Source organism: Bacillus sp. FSL W7-1354 (assembly GCF_038002405.1).
Lineage (GTDB): Bacteria > Bacillota > Bacilli > Bacillales > Bacillaceae > Bacillus > Bacillus paralicheniformis.
The window spans coordinates 1,192,362-1,211,143 of sequence record NZ_JBBOCL010000001.1 but is presented as its reverse complement, the minus strand read 5'-3'; the positions used below and the strand labels follow the sequence as shown (position 1 = coordinate 1,211,143).

The 18,782-nt window shown below is 47.9% G+C and carries 12 protein-coding genes; 7 read left to right on the top strand and 5 right to left on the bottom strand.

Translation table 11 applies throughout. The features are described from left to right. Positions 1-156: 156 nt before the first annotated feature. The 4 genes from MKZ04_RS06100 to MKZ04_RS06085 form a co-directional block, all read right to left on the bottom strand. On the bottom strand, positions 157-1,980 hold the full coding sequence (locus MKZ04_RS06100; RefSeq protein WP_020451727.1) for an ABC transporter ATP-binding protein: 1,824 nt from the start codon (positions 1,978-1,980) through the stop codon (positions 157-159). Beyond that, positions 1,977-3,704, bottom strand: a complete 1,728-nt coding sequence (locus MKZ04_RS06095) for an ABC transporter ATP-binding protein (RefSeq protein ID WP_025811345.1) — start codon at positions 3,702-3,704, stop codon at positions 1,977-1,979. The genes MKZ04_RS06100 and MKZ04_RS06095 overlap by 4 nt, the downstream gene beginning before the upstream one ends. Next, positions 3,701-4,174, bottom strand: coding sequence for a MarR family winged helix-turn-helix transcriptional regulator (locus MKZ04_RS06090; RefSeq protein WP_214485337.1), 474 nt, complete (start codon positions 4,172-4,174; stop codon positions 3,701-3,703). Before MKZ04_RS06090 ends, MKZ04_RS06095 begins: the two co-directional genes overlap by 4 nt. Before the next feature lie 139 nt (positions 4,175-4,313). Next, a complete protein-coding gene (locus tag MKZ04_RS06085; RefSeq protein WP_075213107.1) occupies positions 4,314-5,888 on the bottom strand; it encodes an alkaline phosphatase family protein in 1,575 nt (524 codons plus the stop codon). A gap of 130 nt (positions 5,889-6,018) precedes the next feature. Here MKZ04_RS06085 and MKZ04_RS06080 point away from each other — a divergent pair, with 130 nt between their 5' ends. Both MKZ04_RS06080 and MKZ04_RS06075 read left to right on the top strand, forming a co-directional pair. Further along, positions 6,019-7,935: a di-heme oxidoredictase family protein gene (locus MKZ04_RS06080; protein ID WP_031304925.1), complete on the top strand. Its 1,917-nt coding sequence runs from the start codon at positions 6,019-6,021 to the stop codon at positions 7,933-7,935. Between the two features lie 69 nt (positions 7,936-8,004). Next, positions 8,005-8,169, top strand: a complete 165-nt coding sequence (locus MKZ04_RS06075) for a hypothetical protein (RefSeq protein ID WP_020451723.1) — start codon at positions 8,005-8,007, stop codon at positions 8,167-8,169. 156 nt (positions 8,170-8,325) lie between these two features. On the opposite strand, the gene MKZ04_RS06070 is transcribed toward MKZ04_RS06075, so the two are convergent. Continuing rightward, a complete protein-coding gene (locus MKZ04_RS06070; protein ID WP_020451722.1) occupies positions 8,326-9,228 on the bottom strand; it encodes a LysR family transcriptional regulator in 903 nt (300 codons plus the stop codon). A gap of 148 nt (positions 9,229-9,376) precedes the next feature. Here MKZ04_RS06070 and gltB point away from each other — a divergent pair, with 148 nt between their 5' ends. The 5 genes from gltB (at position 9,377) to MKZ04_RS06045 (ending at position 18,744) form a co-directional block, all read left to right on the top strand. Continuing rightward, positions 9,377-13,942, top strand: a complete 4,566-nt coding sequence (gene gltB, locus MKZ04_RS06065) for a glutamate synthase large subunit (RefSeq protein ID WP_326250815.1) — start codon at positions 9,377-9,379, stop codon at positions 13,940-13,942. A 16-nt stretch (positions 13,943-13,958) separates the two neighbouring features. Continuing rightward, positions 13,959-15,440 carry a glutamate synthase small subunit gene (gene gltD, locus MKZ04_RS06060; protein WP_020451720.1) on the top strand — a complete coding sequence of 494 codons (1,482 nt, stop codon included), beginning with the start codon at positions 13,959-13,961 and terminating at the stop codon, positions 15,438-15,440. Positions 15,441-15,673: 233 nt separating this feature from the next. Beyond that, a complete protein-coding gene (locus tag MKZ04_RS06055) occupies positions 15,674-15,874 on the top strand; it encodes a hypothetical protein (RefSeq protein WP_020451719.1) in 201 nt (66 codons plus the stop codon). 139 nt (positions 15,875-16,013) lie between these two features. After that, positions 16,014-17,714 carry a DUF6044 family protein gene (locus tag MKZ04_RS06050; protein WP_230368440.1) on the top strand — a complete coding sequence of 567 codons (1,701 nt, stop codon included), beginning with the start codon at positions 16,014-16,016 and terminating at the stop codon, positions 17,712-17,714. Between the two features lie 22 nt (positions 17,715-17,736). Continuing rightward, complete coding sequence (locus MKZ04_RS06045; RefSeq protein ID WP_341045531.1) at positions 17,737-18,744, top strand: glycosyltransferase family 2 protein; 1,008 nt, start codon at positions 17,737-17,739, stop codon at positions 18,742-18,744. Positions 18,745-18,782: the final 38 nt, after the last annotated feature.

Below are 18,782 nucleotides of genomic sequence, written 5' to 3'. Positions count from 1 at the left end.
TTTCAACGGACATATCATGAAAAAATTGTCAATTGGCCGAAAGTATCGGATCTAAAAAAGGAAAAAAGGCGAGGTATGCTCACAACACCGGGAACATCAGCTCAGAGATGGATGAAAAAAACGAGGCCGCACCTGATCAGGTACGGCCTCGATCTTTCAGCTTACGGCTTCTTCCCGGGAGAACTGGCTGTTATACAAATCGGCGTAAAAACCGTTCTCGCGGAGAAGCTCTTCATGGCTGCCTTTTTCAATAATATCTCCGTTTTTCATCACAAGAATCAGGTCGGCATCTTTAATGGTAGAAAGACGGTGGGCGATGACAAAACTCGTGCGGTTAGCCATCAGTTTGTTCATCGCTTTTTGAATATTCATTTCCGTCCGGGTGTCGACACTGCTAGTCGCTTCATCCAATATTAAAATCTTCGGATCGGCTAAAATGGCTCTCGCGATCGTGAGGAGCTGCCGCTGCCCTTGCGAGATGTTTTGGGCATCTTCGCCCAGTACCGTATCATAGCCGTCCGGCAAGGTACGGATAAAATCGTCGGCATAGGCGGCTTTTGCCGCCCTGATGATGTCTTCATCTGTTGCGCCATCACGTCCGTAGGCGATGTTTTCGCGGATGGTGCCGTTGAACAGCCATGTGTCCTGCAAAACCATCGCAAACATGCTTCTGGCCTGTTCGCGCGACAGTTCGCTGATGTCAGTGCCGCCGACCTTGATGCTGCCTTTGTTTAATTCATAAAACCGCATCAGCAAATTGATGATCGTCGTTTTTCCTGCACCAGTCGGTCCGACGATCGCAATTGTCTGGCCTTCTTTGGCATGGAGGCTTAAATCGCGGATGACCGGAACGTTTTTATCATAGCCGAAGGCGACACGTTCAAACGATACATCGCCTTTTAATGCGCCGGTATCGATGGAAGCCGGCGTTTCCTCGGTTTCCTCGTCTTCGTCTAAAAGACTGAACACCCTTTCGGCGGATGCGATTGCCGATTGGATTGTATTCGCGATTCCGGCAGCTTGAACGAGCGGCTGGGAAAATTGCTGCGTGTATTGGATAAAAGCCTGCACGCCTCCGATTAAGAGGGTGCCGTTAAGAACGAAAATACCGCCGGTTATGCTGACAAACACATAGCCGAGGTTGCCGATGAATGTCATGATCGGCATCATCAGACCTGAAATAAACTGCGCTTTCCAGCCTGACTGGTAAAGACGCTCATTCACTTCATCGAATTGCTGAATCGCTTTTTCTTCATGACCGAATGCCTTTACTTCCTGGTGCCCTGTAAACATCTCTTCAACGTGTCCGTTGATGTCGCCGAGTTCTTTCTGCTGCGTGCCGAAGTGTTTCTGCGAAAATGAGGCGATAAATCGGACAGCGAGCATGCTGAGCGGAACCGTGATGAAGACGACGAGTGTCAGCACAGGGCTGATCAGGAGCATCATGACGATGATTCCGACTATCGTAATGACAGACGTAATCATTTGCGTCAGCGCCTGCTGCAGTGACGTATTAATATTGTCAATATCATTGACGGCGCGGCTGAGCGTATCGCCATGCGAATGCTTGTCATAGTACTTTAAAGGGAGCCGCGTCAGCTTTTCATTCACTTCCTGGCGCATTTCGTATATCGTTTTCTGGGCTACGCCGGCCATCAGGTATTGCTGCAAGAACGTAAAGAAAGCAGAAAGCAGATACAGTCCTGCCAGGATCATCGTGATCCGGCCGAGAAAGCCGAATTGAACACCGGTGCCTTCTGTAAAGCTTGCGAAAAGGGAAGAGGTCGCATCTCCGAGAAGTTTTGGACTGATGACATTAAACAACGTCGCCAATATTGCAGCACAGACAACGAGCACCAGCTGGAAGGTCCGCGGTTTTAAATAGCGGGCCAATCTCAAGAGGGTCTTTTTAAATTCTTTCGGTTTTGTCTCGTGCATTCCTTTTGGTATCGAGCCGTGATGCTTTTGTTGTTGGCTCATGCGCTTTCCTCCTCGGCCTGCTGTGATGCCACAATTTCCTGGTAAATTCCATTTTCAGCAAGCAATTGTTGATGGGTGCCGATACCGGCTATTTTTCCTTCATTTAATACGATGATTTGGTCCGCATCTGTAATCGTGCTTACCCTTTGGGCAACAATAATGACGGCGGCATCAGCGGTGGTTTTCTGAAGCGCTTTTCTCAGCTTTTGATCCGTTTTGTAATCAAGCGCCGAAAAGCTGTCGTCAAATAAATAAATTTCCGGTTTTCTGACCAATGCCCGGGCGATGGAAAGCCGCTGTTTCTGGCCGCCTGAAAGGTTGGCTCCGGCCTGCTCGATATCAGATTCAATTCCATTTTCCTTGCCTTCCACAAACTCGGAAGCCTGTGCCGTTTCAAGTGCTTCCAAAATTTCTTCATCTGTTGCATCTTCTTTGCCAAATCGGATATTGTCCTTGATCGTCCCGCTGAATATTGAAGCTTTTTGCGGGACATAGCCGATTTTCGCGCGAAGCTCCTTTTGCGCCATCTTTCTGACATCTGTTCCGTTGACAAGCACAGACCCTTTTTCAATATCGAAAAATCTCGGGATCAATTGAAGAATCGTCGTTTTTCCGGCCCCTGTGCTGCCGATGATCGCAGTCGTTTCACCCGGTTTTGCCTTGAACGTAATATTTTCGAGAACGGGCTTTTCAGCTCCGGCATAACGAAAAGTCACATCTTGAAATTCCACATAACCGCGCAAGCCGCTGTCTTTCTGCGGCTCTTTCGGATCGGTAATCGAAGGCACTGTTAACAGCACTTCGTTAATGCGGTCGGCAGATGCCTGAGCCCTTGGGATCATCACGAATGTCATCGCAAGCATGATCAGCGCGATTAGAATCATGGATGCATATTGAAGGAAAGCCATTAAGTTCCCGACCTGCATGCTGCCTTGATCGATGCGGATGCCTCCGAACCAGATAATCGCGATGTTCGTGAAATTCATCATAATCATCATGACAGGGAATAGAAAAGCCATAATTCTGTTGACGGCGATGCCTGTATCGCGAAACTCTTCGTTTGCCTTTTGAAAACGGGCTTTTTCTTGATCAACTCGGTTAAAGGCGCGAACGACGCGAACTCCAGTCAAACCTTCCCTGAGAACAAGGTTGAGACGATCCGTCTTTTTTTGAAGAACGCCGAATAAGGGAACAGCTTTTCTTGTAATGAGAAAAATCAGCCCCGCAAGGATCGGGAGAGCGGCCAGAAATATAATCGACAGCTTGGCATCTCTGGACACGGCAAGCACAATACCGCCGACCAGCATTAACGGCGCTCTTGTCATCAATGAAAGCATCATGTTGAGTACATCCTGGACTTGCTTGACATCATTTGTGGTACGGGTAATGAGAGAAGCAGAACCGATTTTTCCGAATTCATCCATTGAATAGTGTTCAACTTTGACAAACAGCTTGCGCCTGATATCCCTTCCAAAGCCGAGGGCTGTTTTCGAAGCGAAAAACGCTTTTCCGACAGTCATGATGATGGCCAGAAGGGAGCAGGCGATCATCCAGCCGCCGGTTCTCAATATGAATGGCATGTCGCCGTTCACGATTCCGACATCAACGACATCTGCCATTAACGTCGGCAAATAAAGCTCAAGCACACTGCTCAGCAAAGTAAAAACAGCGACAAGAATCACTTGCAGCTTATAAGGCTTTAAATATTTTAAGAGTGAGATCATTTTTCAACCTTCTTTTCACTTGTTTTTTCTCCGCGTTCGATAAACTCGGATAACTTATGAATCAAATCGGCGAACTGCCTGCTTTCATCCTCGCCCAGAAACCGAGTGAGCTGCAGGAACCACCGGTTCAGCCCTTTAAGCGCATCATCCGCCGCTTTTTTTCCTTCATCGGTTAAAAAAATCCTGACGATCCTCCTGTCATCCTCATCCATGCGCCGAAAAACGAGCCCTTTTTTTTCCATTCTGTTCAACATCTGCGTGACGAAAGGGGAGGTGACATGCAGAGCGCGGCTGATTTCGGATGGCATTTTGCCTTCACCGCTTGCTTCATTTAAAAACATCAGCGCTTTTGCCTCAGTCTTTTTCCATTCAACTGCAGGAAAAGACTGCTTCATTTCCGCATACCGCAGCCGGTTGAAAGCTTCGATCAACTGCACAACGGTCTTGCGGCTGACTTTATCTTGTTTCATAAAAAGCACCTGCTTCTCCATTTTAATTAATTAAGTAAATAAACTAAAACACGGTATTATCATACATAGAACAACAAAAGATTGTCAAAGAAGAAACTTATAAAAAAGAAAAAACCCGATCATTGATGACATGACCGGGTCATTGTACGAGCTTCATAAAAAAATCTTTCATTTCAAGGTGGCGAAGATGTTCCGGAACTTTTTCCGAACCGACGATGATCATCGGAGCCAAGCTATCCGTTTTATAAAGTGAGCCATGGCCGCCTCCGCCAAAATGGAGGGGAGACTTTTCGCCGGCAAATTGGAACCCGGGTTTCGCGTCGGCGATCACAAACTGTCCGCGATGCGAATGCATGGCGCTGTACAGGCGGGCAAGAGCATCCGGGTAATCGCCGTATTGGATCGAGACGCCGTCTGCTTTAATGTCCAATAAAGCAAAATCTCCGCTGATCGTCCATGACTGCCCGTAAGGATCTTGATAGCCGCCTTTTGGACGAAACCGAAGCGGTTTTAAAGAACGCTTCGAATCAACATATATCCAGCCGCTTTTTTTCCACGCTGTGAAAGCGATCCGTTCGTCTTTTTTCAATTCATTGACGGCACCTTGCAGCGGCATGTTTCGATCCGTGACATAAATGTATGCCATTCTGTCGTTTACTGCAAAAAGAAGCTGGGCGTTTCGATCGGGGGCTTCGTTTATTTTAGCGATCCGGTATCCTTTAAAAAGCGAATGAAGCCGGATGGCGGCCTTGTCTTTATCGCGTCCGATCGCTGTCTGCCCGCCATCACCCATGACGACCCATACCGCTTTTTCGGCCGCATCGCGCCAAGAATCATATGCATTCAATATACGCTGCAGCTGCTGGTCCATTTTTTCGAGGCCTTTCATGTCCATCGGGCCTTTTTTGTGTGCATCATGGTCAAAATCGGGCAAGTAGGCGACAGTCAGCGCAGGAAGCTTCCTCTTTTTAATTAAATAGGCCACTTCCTGTGCTGTGAACTTGTCGTTAACGCCATAACCTTGCCAAATATGGTGGTAGGAGTTATTGGGATCGAGCTGGGCAAAGCGGCCGAACGAAAAAAGAGCCGGCCCGTTTACCGTCATATGTTCAGGCATCAATTTAAGCTTTTTGAGCGGGGGCGGGATATTTAATTCGTGGCGGTCAGGCCCTCTGTATATGAGCCCGTTGATGGATGCCGACTGTTTTCCTCGCACTTGCAAATCATCATGAACCGTTGTCACCTTTCGGCTTAAATGGCGGTGATTAAGAGAAAATATCCCGTCTTCGATCGTTTGTTTGATGCCGAGTGTGGCGATTTCTTTTTTATCGCTCCCGTAATTCACGATCCTCTGTTCATCCTGATTATACCAGACGAGCCCGGGAACGCGGTGGATATTCGGATAAGTTCCGGTGAGCAGGGTGCTGTCAATCGAAACCGACATGGTCGGATACGCGTTTACCACTTCAGGTTCATAATGACCGTTTTCAAGAAAGAATTTTAATGCCGGGGCGCGGCCTGCTTGAATCGCTTTTTTCAAAGGCTGATCCATCAAAGAGTCGATGATAAGGACAATGACCGGTTTTTTGGAGGATTTGACGGCCTCTGCTTCTTCATCCGGGAGTCCCAATTTTTCATTCCCGGCATTCAGCCATATAATAAATGAAATTAACGCACATATAAAAATGGCAAGAACAATGCTTAGCTTTTTCAAAATGGCCTCATTCCTTTAATCCCATCATATGCATATTCTGGCATGGGACGCCGGAAGTTATAGCTGGTAATACGTTCTAAATGATTCACGGCAGCTCTGGGGAATCCTATTCAATTAGAAAGGTGGGTCAATGATGAAAAAGCATAAATGGTTAGCCGCATTTGCTATCATCGCGATTTTAGCCGTAATTGGCTATATCACGGTCAGACATCTTGAACCGGAATATGTATATATGCCTCCTAAAGAAAAAGTCATCTCAAAAGAAAAACGAGTGCACGGATACGATCTATGGGGAGCATTTACACCGGACAAGCCCGCCCCCGCAGAGGAGGGAGCTGTAAAGGTTGATGACCGCCTTCTCGACTTGGGACGGGAGACATTTTACAAGGAAACTTTCGGCAACGAAGTGTTTTTGACAGATATCATCGGACTCCTTGACGGTCCCATTACAGCAGCCAACATGACGAAAGCCATTGCCGGATTGAAAGGGAAAGGGACGACGAACTTGCGCATCGAATTAGCTGAAACGGTTAAGGTCGGCGGGAAAATCTTTAAAAAAGGCGAGAAGATCGACACCGGCATTGATGTTCCAAAAGGGGCATACGCACCGCTCGGCATGCCTTTCAAATACGCTGACGGAAAAATCAAAGCTGGCATCAGCTGTGCGGCCTGCCACGCCGCAGTCGATCCGAAAACGATGAAGGTGATGGAAGGCGTGACAAACTCTGATTTAAATACAGGGCTGATGCTGGCGCTGGCGACAAATTCAGCGGCTTATTTTACACATGCCGAAATTGATAATATTCAACAATTTATGAATGATAAAAGCCCTGTGATCACTGCCAGAAACGGCAAAAAAGAACGCCTTCCCGATCCGGACCGCCTCGAAGATGCGGTCGATCGCATTTTCCTGAAGTGGCCGAGAGGTTTTTTCGACTCGACGATCGATATGAAAAGCAATCCCACGCAGATTCCGGATGCCTATACATTGGGCGACCATCCGTACAGCTGGAGCGGTTCGGCAATGGCCGGTCCTTTTAAAGGCTTGACTGTGTTCAGCAATAATGTTCATGCGCAAAATTCGGACAGCCTCTCGCAAGCCCCGGCAAGCCGGGCGCTTTTCGGCATGAGCGAAGATGTTTATATCGGGACGATCCTGCAAAGGGCTCCCGTCTCAACATACAGGTATCAGCCGAAAAAAAAGGAAAGTCCGACTGCGTTTTTCAAAAAAGCCGATCCCACTCCCGGAGTACCGGGCGTCAACCAAATGGTCAAGCCGCCAAACTATCCTAACATCACATTGGCGGCGCCCGACGGCGTACTTGTGAGCTCACCCGGACGAAAAGTGAATGAAGAAAACAACGCTGTATCCGCCTGGCAAAATACACTTAGACCTCCTGATCCGCGGCAAAAAACCGACAGCCAAACCGTCAGGCGCGGCAGGCGTGTTTTTGAACAAGCGGGCTGCATATCCTGTCATGCCGGCCGGTATTTGACGAACAACAAGGTCATCTCGGTTGAAAAAATCGGAACCGAGCCGACAAGGGCCCGGTCTTTTAAGAAAACGGAAAACATATTCGGGAAAAGCCTTATTCATTCGCCTGACACACCGGTGCCTCTGCCGCGCAAACCGAAGATCCTGAAAGTCCCGACAGCCGGGTTTGACCCCGAACAGATCAAGCTTTCCTGGGCGCAGGGAGATTCCAAAGGCGGGTACAAAGTGCCGAGTCTGATCGGCGTTTACTGGCGCGCTCCTTATTTGCACGACGGAGGGGTTGCAGTGGGAAGCTCATTAAAAGAGACAGGCTTACCAAAGACGGTCATAAAAGGTAAGCAGGCGGATCCTTATAACAGTTTGCTGGCGATGATCGACAGAGATTTAAGACAGCAGGTCGTCAAAAGCAATTCGGAATCGCCCGACTTAAAAGCGGTCAGGGTAACCGGCAAAGGGCATGAATTCTGGATCGACGCCAAAAGCGGCTTTTCCGAACAAGAGCAAAAGGCGTTGATTCATTATTTAATCCATGCCGATATGCCGAAAAAGTAAGGAATAAAATGAAACGATAAGCCGCCTGAATGGCGGCTTTTTTTAAAACTTCATCACGGGAGCGGCGATATGATCGCCTTTTCGGTCCTTTGTGACGGCGCGATCCGGCTGACGGAATATGTCATTCACTTCAGCGGTTTTGACGAGTCAAAGGCCGGTTCCAGGCTGCAGCCAGTGCAGGCGAGTCCGTTTCCAGGCAGAAAAAACTGGCGTCAGTATGAAAAATCAGCATAAAAAAAGGGGATAAACATACATATATAAGATGTGCTTTTTACAATAGAAGAGATGCGCAGAGAATAAAAGGACAGAAAATTCAGACATTAATCATTGTTTATGATAAAATGAAAACAGCCAAGCTTTTGCGCCCGGCTGAATTCGTTGTCATACTGGCTATTGGTATTGCTGAAGGCGAGAAAAAAACTTCTTTACGAACTGATAAAAGACTTTTGCAGAAGGGGAAAGCTCCCTGTTTTTAGGGGTGATGATTCCGACTGTGCGCTTTACTTGAGGATAATCAATCGGGATCTTCTTTGTAAAACGGGGAGCCGTTTCATTAAAGGCGCTTTCCGGCAAAAGCGTCACACCCATATCAGCAGAAACCAGCCCTTTGATCGCATCCAAATCTTCGCCCTCTGAGGAAATTTTAGGCGTATATCCTACTTGCTTGCATGCATCAACAGCCATTTTTCGAAGGATGTATCCGTCTGGAAACAGCACATACTGATCATTTCTGAGATCGCCGAGATGAAGGCTTTGCTGGCCTGATAGGGGATGATTGATCGGCACGAGTGCCAAAAGGCTTTCCGAAAACAAAATGTCCCCTTTAATCTCAGCGATATTTGACGGAACAGGACCGAGAAAAGCCAAATCGATATCCCTGTTTTTCACCGCTTCGATTAAAAATTTATAAGATCCCTGCCTTAAAAGAAAAGCGACATGAGGATGCTCCTCTTTAAAAGCGGAAATAACCGTCGGGAGGAACTGGCCCGCAAGGCTTGTCGGGAAACCGATTTTAACGGTCCCGCGATTCGGGTCCAAATACTCATCGATTTGTTCCTTCGCGAAATCGATCGCTTTCATCGCTGTTTTAATATGGTCTAAAAACTGTCTCCCGATCGGAGTCAGCTTCACATTGCGGCCTTCGCGCTCAAACAAATCAACACCGAGCTCTTCTTCGAGATTGGCGATCTGCCTGCTGATCGCCGACTGAGCGACATGAAGGTGCATGGCCGCTTCCGATACGTGCTCTCTTTCTGCAACTTCCATAAAATAATGCAATTGGCGTAATTCCATCGTTGTTTCACCTGCTCATCTCAAAATGAGATAGTTTTAATCTAAATTATATATTGTTTGTATAGATTTGAAAACCTACAATAGGATTAGAGTTTGTAAGATTTTATGACCGGGGACAAACGGGAAAAATGAACGGGGGAGAGGAACAATGACTTATAATCAACTACCAAAGGCACAAGGTCTCTACCGTCCTGAATTTGAACATGATGCATGCGGAATCGGCCTTTACGCTCATTTGAAGGGCCTTCCTACTCATGATATTGTCAAAAAAGGATTACAAATGCTTTGCCAATTAGACCACCGGGGCGGTCAGGGCAGTGACCCGCATACCGGAGACGGAGCAGGCATCATGATGCAGATTCCGCATGCTTTTTTCAAAAAAGTCTGCGCCGGTTTCAACTTGCCTGAAAAAGGACGCTACGGCGTCGGGATGATCTTCTTTTCTAAGGATGACAGCGGGCGCGAAAAAACCGAAGCGCGCATTAACGAGCTGATCGAACAGGAAGGACAGACGGTGCTCGGCTGGCGAACTGTACCTGTAAATGTCGGAAAAATCGGAACAGTCGCACAGAAAAGCGCGCCAGTCGTCCGCCAGGTATTCATCGGAGCAAATGAAGCGCTGAAAGACAATCTGGCATTCGAACGGAAGTTGTACATCATTCGCAAACAGGCCGAAAATTGGGCGAAAGAACACGACAAAACGTTCTATTTTGTCAGCCTCTCTAGCAATACCATCGTATATAAAGGACTTTTAACGCCCGAGCAGGTTGATGCTTTCTATGAAGATTTACAGGACGAGGACTTCGTCTCAGCTTTTGCATTGGTTCACTCCCGTTTCAGCACAAACACGTTTCCGAGCTGGGAAAGGGCACATCCAAACCGCTATCTGATCCACAACGGGGAAATCAATACGCTGCGCGGCAATATGAACTGGATGAAAGCGAGGGAGCAGCAGTTTGTTTCCGAAGCGTTCGGCGAAGACTTGCCAAAGGTTTTGCCAATCCTCGATGAAAACGGAAGCGACTCCTCGATCCTGGATAACGCTTTTGAATTCTTTGTTCTGGCTGGAAGGAATCCGGCCCATGCTGCAATGATGCTGATTCCGGAGCCGTGGAACGAGAACCCGTACATGTCAAAAGAAAAGAAGGCATTTTACGAATATCACAGCTCTTTAATGGAGCCATGGGACGGCCCGACTGCGATTTCATTTACAAACGGAAAACAGATCGGAGCCATTTTAGACCGGAACGGGCTCAGACCCGCTCGCTATTATGTCACTAAAGACGACTACCTTATTTTTTCCTCCGAAGTCGGCGTGATTGATGTCGAACAGGAAAACATCTTATATAAAGACCGGCTGGATCCCGGGAAAATGCTTCTTGTTGATCTTGAAGAAGGGCGGATTATCTCCGATGAAGAAGTCAAATCCGAAATCGCCGGGGAGTTTCCGTACCAGGAATGGCTCAGTAAAGAACTGGTTCATGTCTCAAACGATATTGAGGAAACCGAAGAAAAATCTGTGCCTGACCTATTGACCCGCCAAAAAGCATTCGGTTTTACGTACGAAGATATTCACAAATATTTAATTCCTGTCATTACAGAAGGCAAAGACCCGCTCGGTTCAATGGGCCACGATGTCCCGCTGGCGGTGTTGTCAGACCGTCCGCAATCGCTGTTCAACTATTTTAAACAGCTGTTTGCACAAGTTACAAATCCGCCGATTGATGCAATCCGTGAGCAGATCGTCACTTCGACATTGACATGGCTCGGAGCGGAAGGCGATATTCTCCATCCGAATGAAAGCAGCTGCCGCCGGATTAAATTGTATACACCGGTCTTGACAAACGCACAGTTCAATTCTTTAAAAGGACTTGTGCATAAGGATTTCAAAAGCAAGACGATTCATACGCTCTTTACAGACGACTTGAAGAGCGGCCTCGAAGATATGTTTAAAGAAGTGGACAGAGCGATCGCCGAAGGCGTGACTCTCCTTATTTTATCCGACCGCAAAATGGACGGTCAGAAAGCGCCGATTCCTGCGCTGCTAGCCGTCAGTGCCTTGCATCAGTATTTAGTCCGCGCGGGAAAACGTACGAAAGTCAGCATTATCGCCCAATCCGGTGAAGCGCGCGAAGTTCACCATTTTGCCGCCTTGATCGGCTACGGAGCGGATGCCATTCATCCGTACCTCACGTATGCGACATACAAGCAGGCGATTGAAGACGGAGCACTTTCCATCAGCTATGAAGAGGCCGTTACAAAATACAGCAAAAGCGTGACAGAGGGCGTCGTAAAAGTGATGTCCAAAATGGGTATTTCCACTGTTCAAAGCTACAGGGGCGCACAGATTTTTGAAGCGGTTGGGATCAGCAAAGACGTCATAGACAGCTATTTCACAGGAACGGCATCACAGCTCGGCGGAATCGGTCTGGATACGATTGCCGAAGAAGCGAAGCGCCGCCACAGGGAAGCGTATGAAGATACATTCAGCGAAACGCTTGATTCGGGAAGCGATTTTCAATGGAGAAAAGGCGGGGAGCACCACGCTTTTAACCCGAAAACGATTCACACGCTGCAATGGGCATGCCGCAAAGGTGATTACAGCCTGTTTAAACAATATTCGAAAGCAGCTGATGAAGAAAGAATCGGTTTTCTCCGCAATCTCTTCTCATTTGATGAAAACCGGAAGCCGCTGCCGCTTGAAGAGGTCGAATCTGCTGAATCGATTGTGCGCCGCTTTAAAACAGGGGCGATGTCATTCGGCTCTTTAAGCAAGGAAGCCCATGAAGCGCTGGCGATTGCAATGAACCGTCTCGGCGGAAAAAGCAACAGCGGGGAAGGCGGAGAAGATCCGGCGCGCTTTACCCCAGACGCAAATGGCGATAACCGCCGCAGCGCGATCAAGCAAATCGCTTCAGGCCGTTTCGGTGTGAAGAGCCATTATCTCGTCAATGCCGATGAGCTGCAAATTAAGATGGCGCAGGGTGCAAAACCTGGAGAAGGCGGACAGCTTCCTGGCAACAAAGTGTATCCATGGGTTGCTAATGTACGCGGATCTACGCCTGGGGTCGGCTTGATTTCACCGCCGCCGCACCACGACATCTACTCGATTGAAGATTTGGCGCAGTTGATCCACGATTTGAAAAACGCCAACCGCGATGCACGGATCAGTGTAAAGCTTGTCGCTAAAGCCGGTGTCGGCACGATTGCAGCCGGAGTCGCCAAAGCGACTGCCGATGTCATCGTCATCAGCGGCTATGACGGGGGCACTGGAGCCTCACCGAAAACAAGCATTAAGCATACCGGCCTTCCGTGGGAGCTTGGACTCGCAGAAGCTCATCAAACACTGATGATGAACGGTTTGCGCGAACGCGTCGTATTGGAAACAGACGGCAAATTAATGACCGGCAGAGACGTTGTCATGGCTGCGCTTTTAGGAGCCGAAGAATTCGGTTTTGCCACAGCGCCGCTCGTTGTTCTCGGCTGCGTTATGATGAGAGCCTGTCATTTGGATACTTGCCCTGTCGGGGTAGCGACGCAAAACCCTGAGCTGCGCAAAAAGTTCATGGGCGATCCGGATCACATCGTGAATTACATGCTCTTTGTCGCAGAGGAAGTTCGCGAATTGATGGCCCGGCTCGGTTTCAGAACAGTTGATGAAATGGTGGGCCGCACGGATGTCCTTCGTGTCAGCGAACGGGCGAAAGCACATTGGAAAGCGGGTCAGCTCGATTTATCAAACCTGCTATATCAGCCGGAAGGCGCACGCACATTCCGTACGCCGCAAAACCACAAAATCGATGAATCACTTGATATTACGCAAATTCTACCCGCCGTCCAGTCAGCTGTTGAAAACGGCACGTCTGCGGAAGCATCCTTTGAAATCCGCAACATCAACCGTGTAACAGGAGCCATAACCGGAAGTGAAATTTCTAAGCGCTACGGCGAAGAAGGCCTCCCTGAAGATACGATTACGCTCAGATTCACAGGTTCAGCGGGGCAAAGCTTTGGCGCGTTCGTACCAAAAGGAATGACAATGTATTTGACAGGGGATGCCAATGATTATATCGGCAAAGGTCTTTCAGGCGGAAAAATCGCCGTCAAAGCGCCTGACGAATTCAACCCTGCATTCCGTGAAAATGTTATTGTCGGAAATGTTGCGTTCTACGGTGCTACAAGCGGAGAAGCTTATATTAACGGACTCGCCGGCGAACGGTTTGCCGTCAGAAACAGCGGAGTCAGCGTTGTCGTTGAAGGCATCGGCGACCATGGCTGCGAATACATGACCGGCGGACGCGTCGCTATTCTCGGCGACGTCGGCAAAAACTTTGCCGCGGGCATGTCAGGCGGAATCGCCTACGTGTACACCGAAGACAAAAAAGCCTTTAAACGGAAATGCAATCCTGAAATGATCGAATTTGAAACACTTGAAGCACCTGAGGAAATCGCCGAACTGAAAACGATGATCGAAAACCATTACAGATATACTGAAAGCTCAAAAGCAGCTTCGATACTTGATCATTGGGAAGAGGCCGTCGGCCGGTTTGTGAAAGTGATTCCGAAAGACTTCAAGCAAATGATAGAGCGGATTAAAGAGCAAAAAGAAGCCGGCTTGTCTGATGAAGAAGCGCTGATGTACGCGTTTGAAGCCGGTACGAAGCAAAAGATTGAACCGTCTGCGGCTGCTTCATCAAAAGAAGCGGTGGCACAGTAAGAAAGGGGAGGGGAAAATGGGCAAAGCAACAGGATTTATGGAATTCAAGCGGGAAAAGCCTGCTGAACGCGATCCTCTCACACGGATAAATGACTGGAACGAATATTCGTCTCCATTTTCTGAGGAAGCATCAAAAAGACAGGGAGCGCGCTGCATGGACTGCGGCACCCCCTTTTGCCAAATCGGCATGGATATAGGCGGTTATACGTCAGGATGTCCGATACACAATTTAATCCCTGAATGGAACGACCTCGTTTACAAGGGAAGGTGGAAAGAAGCGCTTGACCGCCTTCTGAAGACAAACAACTTCCCTGAATTCACGGGGCGGGTCTGTCCGGCGCCTTGCGAGGGCTCTTGTACGGTGGCGATTTCCGACCCAGCCGTATCCATCAAAGGGATCGAACGGACGATTATTGACAAAGGATTTGAAAACGGATGGATTCAGCCGCGGATTCCGAAAAAACGGAGCGGCAAAAAAATCGCGATCGTGGGCTCAGGGCCTGCCGGTCTGGCAAGCGCCGATCAATTGAATCAAGCGGGGCATTCGGTCACTGTTTACGAGCGCAGCGACCGCCCGGGCGGCCTGTTAATGTACGGCATTCCAAGCATGAAGCTTGAAAAAAGCGTTGTCGAACGCCGCATCAAACTATTGACGCAGGAAGGCATCGACTTTGTCACCAATACGGAAATCGGCAAAGATATTACAGCCGACGAGCTAAAAGAACAGTACGATGCGGTTATCCTTTGCACAGGAGCCCAAAAACAGCGCGATCTCTTGATTGAAGGCCGGGAAGCAAAAGGTGTCCACTTTGCCATGGACTATTTAACAGGCACTATAAAAAGCATGCTCGATTCGAATTTTAAAGATAAACAGTTTATCAATACGAAAAATAAAGATGTCATCGTCATCGGCGGGGGAGATACCGGAGCAGACTGCGTTGCAACGGCCTTGCGCCAAAAAGCGCGAAGCGTCGTCCAGTTCGGCAAACATCCGAAGCTGCCCGATACAAGAACCGCCGAAAATATGTGGCCTGAACAGCCGCATGTCCATTCACTGGACTATGCTTATGAAGAGGCGCAAGCAGCATTCGGCAGCGATCCGAGACAATATTCGATCCAAACGAAAAAGCTTGTCGCAGACAAAAACGGCCATTTGAAAGAACTGCATACGATTCAAATGAAAAAAGTAAAGAATGATCAAGGAAAATTTGAGTTTCACGAAATTCCGGGCACGGAAAAAGTATGGCCTGCTCAATATGTCTTTATCGCTATCGGCTTTGAAGGAACGGAACAGCCGCTGCTTGAACAATTCGGGGTAAATACGGTGAGAAATAAAGTTGACGCAGCATACGGGGAATTTAAAACGAATGTCGATGGAGTCTTCGCAGCAGGGGATGCGAGAAGAGGACAGAGCCTGATCGTTTGGGCGATTCACGAGGGACGCGAAGTCGCCCGTGAGGTTGACAAATATTTAATGGGAAGTTCTGTACTGCCATAAAACAAAGGGGTTTTCACATCATATAAATAAAGCCTGTCCTGCGACCTTCTTTAGGTTGACAGGGCAGGCTGTTTTTTTGTTTGCTTCACAATATTCACCTGCTGATTCGACTTGCCATATCGTTATTTGTTCGAATTTATACAAAGGCAATGATAAAAAAATTGTGTACGTACTCCATTTAATGGTATATAACATAACCTAAAGTATGCAACGCAATAAAGGAGGCTATAACAGTGGAAGAAACTTATCAATATCAAGATGACTGGACGGATGCGGATAGACAGCAGCCTTTTACTTATGGCGGCTACGGCGGCTACCCCTATCCGCGGCCAAGACCGCGCCCTAGACCGAGACCGCCGTTTTATCCGTATCCATTCTTCTATCCGTTCTTTCCTTTTTATCCATACTACCCTTACTACCCGTACCCTTGGTAATGGGTAAAGCGAAGCTGTCTGGTGAAACAGACAGCTTTTTTCATTTTGATGAATTTTTCAAAACGCTTCCACGAATAATAACAGCGATATGATAAAAGCTCTATATTTCCAAAAGAGAACAAAATTGGATGTGGTATTCGTGTCGTTATTCGTCAAAAAGACCAGCAAGGAAAAGCGATATTTAATTTTCGCATTCAGTGTCATTCTTCTCTATGTCCTTCCGCTTTACATATTAAATGAAGACGCTCATATCCGCGTGCATGACAACCTGGATTCCAACATTGCATGGTATAAGGTGCTGGCGGAAAGCGGTCAACTGCTCGGCGGTGTTAAAGCCGTTATTCCGCAAATCATCAACGGACTGCCGCGGGATGCTTACGGAACGGAATGGAGCGGCATTGTCTGGCTTCATGCCTTGTTTCCCTCGATGACCGCATACGCTATAAGCCAAACGATCACGAGGGTGTTTGCCTTTGTCGGGATGTACCTGCTGCTGAAAAGCCATTTGATTCGCGATGAAAAAGCGTATTTCATCAGAATCGCGGTATCACTTGCTTTTGCCCTGACACCCTTTTGGCCTTCGGGAATGCTCAGCACGCTTGGCCATCCTTTAGCTTTATGGGCTTTTTTAAACATCAGGGCAGGAAGAGACTCATGGAAAGAATGGGCGACCCTTGCGCTTTTGCCGCTTTACTCAAGCTTTGTGCTCGGTTTCTTCTTTTTCCTAGCAGCCGTTTCACTGATTTGGCTTTATGATTTGGTTTCAAAGCGCAGCTTTAACCTTCGCTTTCTCGGAAGCATCGCTCTCATGACGGGCATTTTTCTGGCGATAGAATACCGGCTTGTTTATTCGGTTTTCGCTTCAGGCGAAACGATGCATCGGGTTGAATTTATTTCATCCAGGCACGACATCCTTCATTCGTTTCGGCTGTCATTTAAAAATTTCGTGCTCGGCCACAATCATGTCATGACCGTCCATACGGCGGTGATCCTGCCTTTGATTGTGCTCACTTTTGGGCTCGTCGTTGCGAGACAACGAAAAAAGCGGCCAAGAGAAGAAAAGCTGTTCATCTTTTTATTCATTTTAAATTATGCGCTTTCTTTATGGTATGCCCTCTGGTTCAACAAGCTGTGGGCGCTTCCCAAGGAAAAGATCAGTCTGCTTTCGGCATTCAATTTCGCGCGTTTTCACTTTTTGCGCCCTCTTGTGATATACGCAAGCTTTGCAGTTGCATGCTACATATTGTGGAAAATGGGGAAGAGATGGCGGCGCTTCGTCCATGTCGCGCTGGTCGCCCAGCTGCTCGTGCTTATACCGTTTCATGAAGAGCTGACTTACGGCGCATACCACCATGCCCCGACCTTTCGGGAATTTTATGCATCAGATCAGTTCAAACAGATCAAACGGTTCATCGGCCGGTCTCCCGATTCCTACCGGGTGGCGAGCATCGGCCTGCATCCCGCGATTGCGCAGTATAACGGTTTTTACACACTTGATACGTATGCCAATATTTATCCGCTGAAGTACAAGTATCAATTCCGGAAAATCATCGCCAAAGAGCTTGATAAAAATCCGGTCCTGAAACGCTATTTCGATGAGTGGGGGAGCCGCTGCTACTTGTTTGTTGACGAGCTCGGAAAACATTACGCGTTCAAAAAGAGCACGAAGAAAAAAATCACGAACCTCGAATTGAACACTGAAGCGTTCAAAAAAATGGGGGGGCGATATATTTTTTCTTCGGTTCCGATTATGAATGCAGAACAAAACAAGCTGGCGTTTTTAAAGCGGTTCAGCCACCCGCAGTCCGCTTGGAACATCTATGTATATGAAGCGAAATAAGCATCGATAAGGAGGAAGCAAATTGAATCTTCAACAGCCTTTGCTGACAATCGTCATACCCTGCTATAACGAAGAGGACGTGTTTGCCGAAACCGCAAAACAGCTGACTGCGGTATTGGATGATCTCACAGCAGACAAGCTGATCTCTGCAGAGAGCAAGCTTTTATTTGTCGATGACGGATCGACGGACCGCACATGGCCGCTGATTGCTATGGAAAGCACAAAAAACCGCTATGTGACAGGCTTGAAGCTGGCCCGTAATTCGGGACATCAAAAAGCTCTCTTAGCCGGACTAGATAAAGCGAAGCAAAAATCGGATTGCGTTATTTCAATCGATGCCGACCTTCAGGATGACATTTCGGCAATTCGCCGGTTTATCGAAAAATATCATGAAGGCTATGAAATCGTCTACGGCGTACGCCGCAGCCGGAAAACGGATACATGGTTTAAACGAACAACAGCCGCATGGTTCTACCAGATCATGAATAAGCTCGGCATCCAGCTGGTCGATAACCATGCCGATTTTCGGCTTTTGAATAAACGGGCGCTTGAAGAGCTCAGCCGCTATGCAGAAGCAAATGTTTTTCTGCGCGGTCTGGTGCCCCTGATCGGCCTCCGGTCGGCCAAAGTGTTCTATGACCGAAAAGAGCGGCTGGCTGGAGAAACGAAATATCCGCTGAAAAAAATGCTGTCTTTCGCTTTTCACGGGATTACGTCATTCAGTGTCGCTCCGATCCGTTTTTTTACCCTGATTGGCTTCTTCTTATTTTTCCTAAGCTGTATCGCAGGTTTATATGCAATGATTCAAAAGCTGCTCGGCTACACGAATGCTGGCTGGGCTTCGTTGATCATTTCGATATGGTTTTTGGGCGGTTTGCAATTGATGGGGATCGGCATTATCGGCGAATATATCGGAACGATTTTCACCGAAGTGAAAAGAAGGCCGAGGTATGCGGTGGATATCGATTTATATACGGAACGGCTCGGCCGGCGCGAACCTGAAAAACGGCCGGAAACGAAGTTCAGTTGATGACGGATCAAACGGATTACTTAACTTTTACAGTTCAT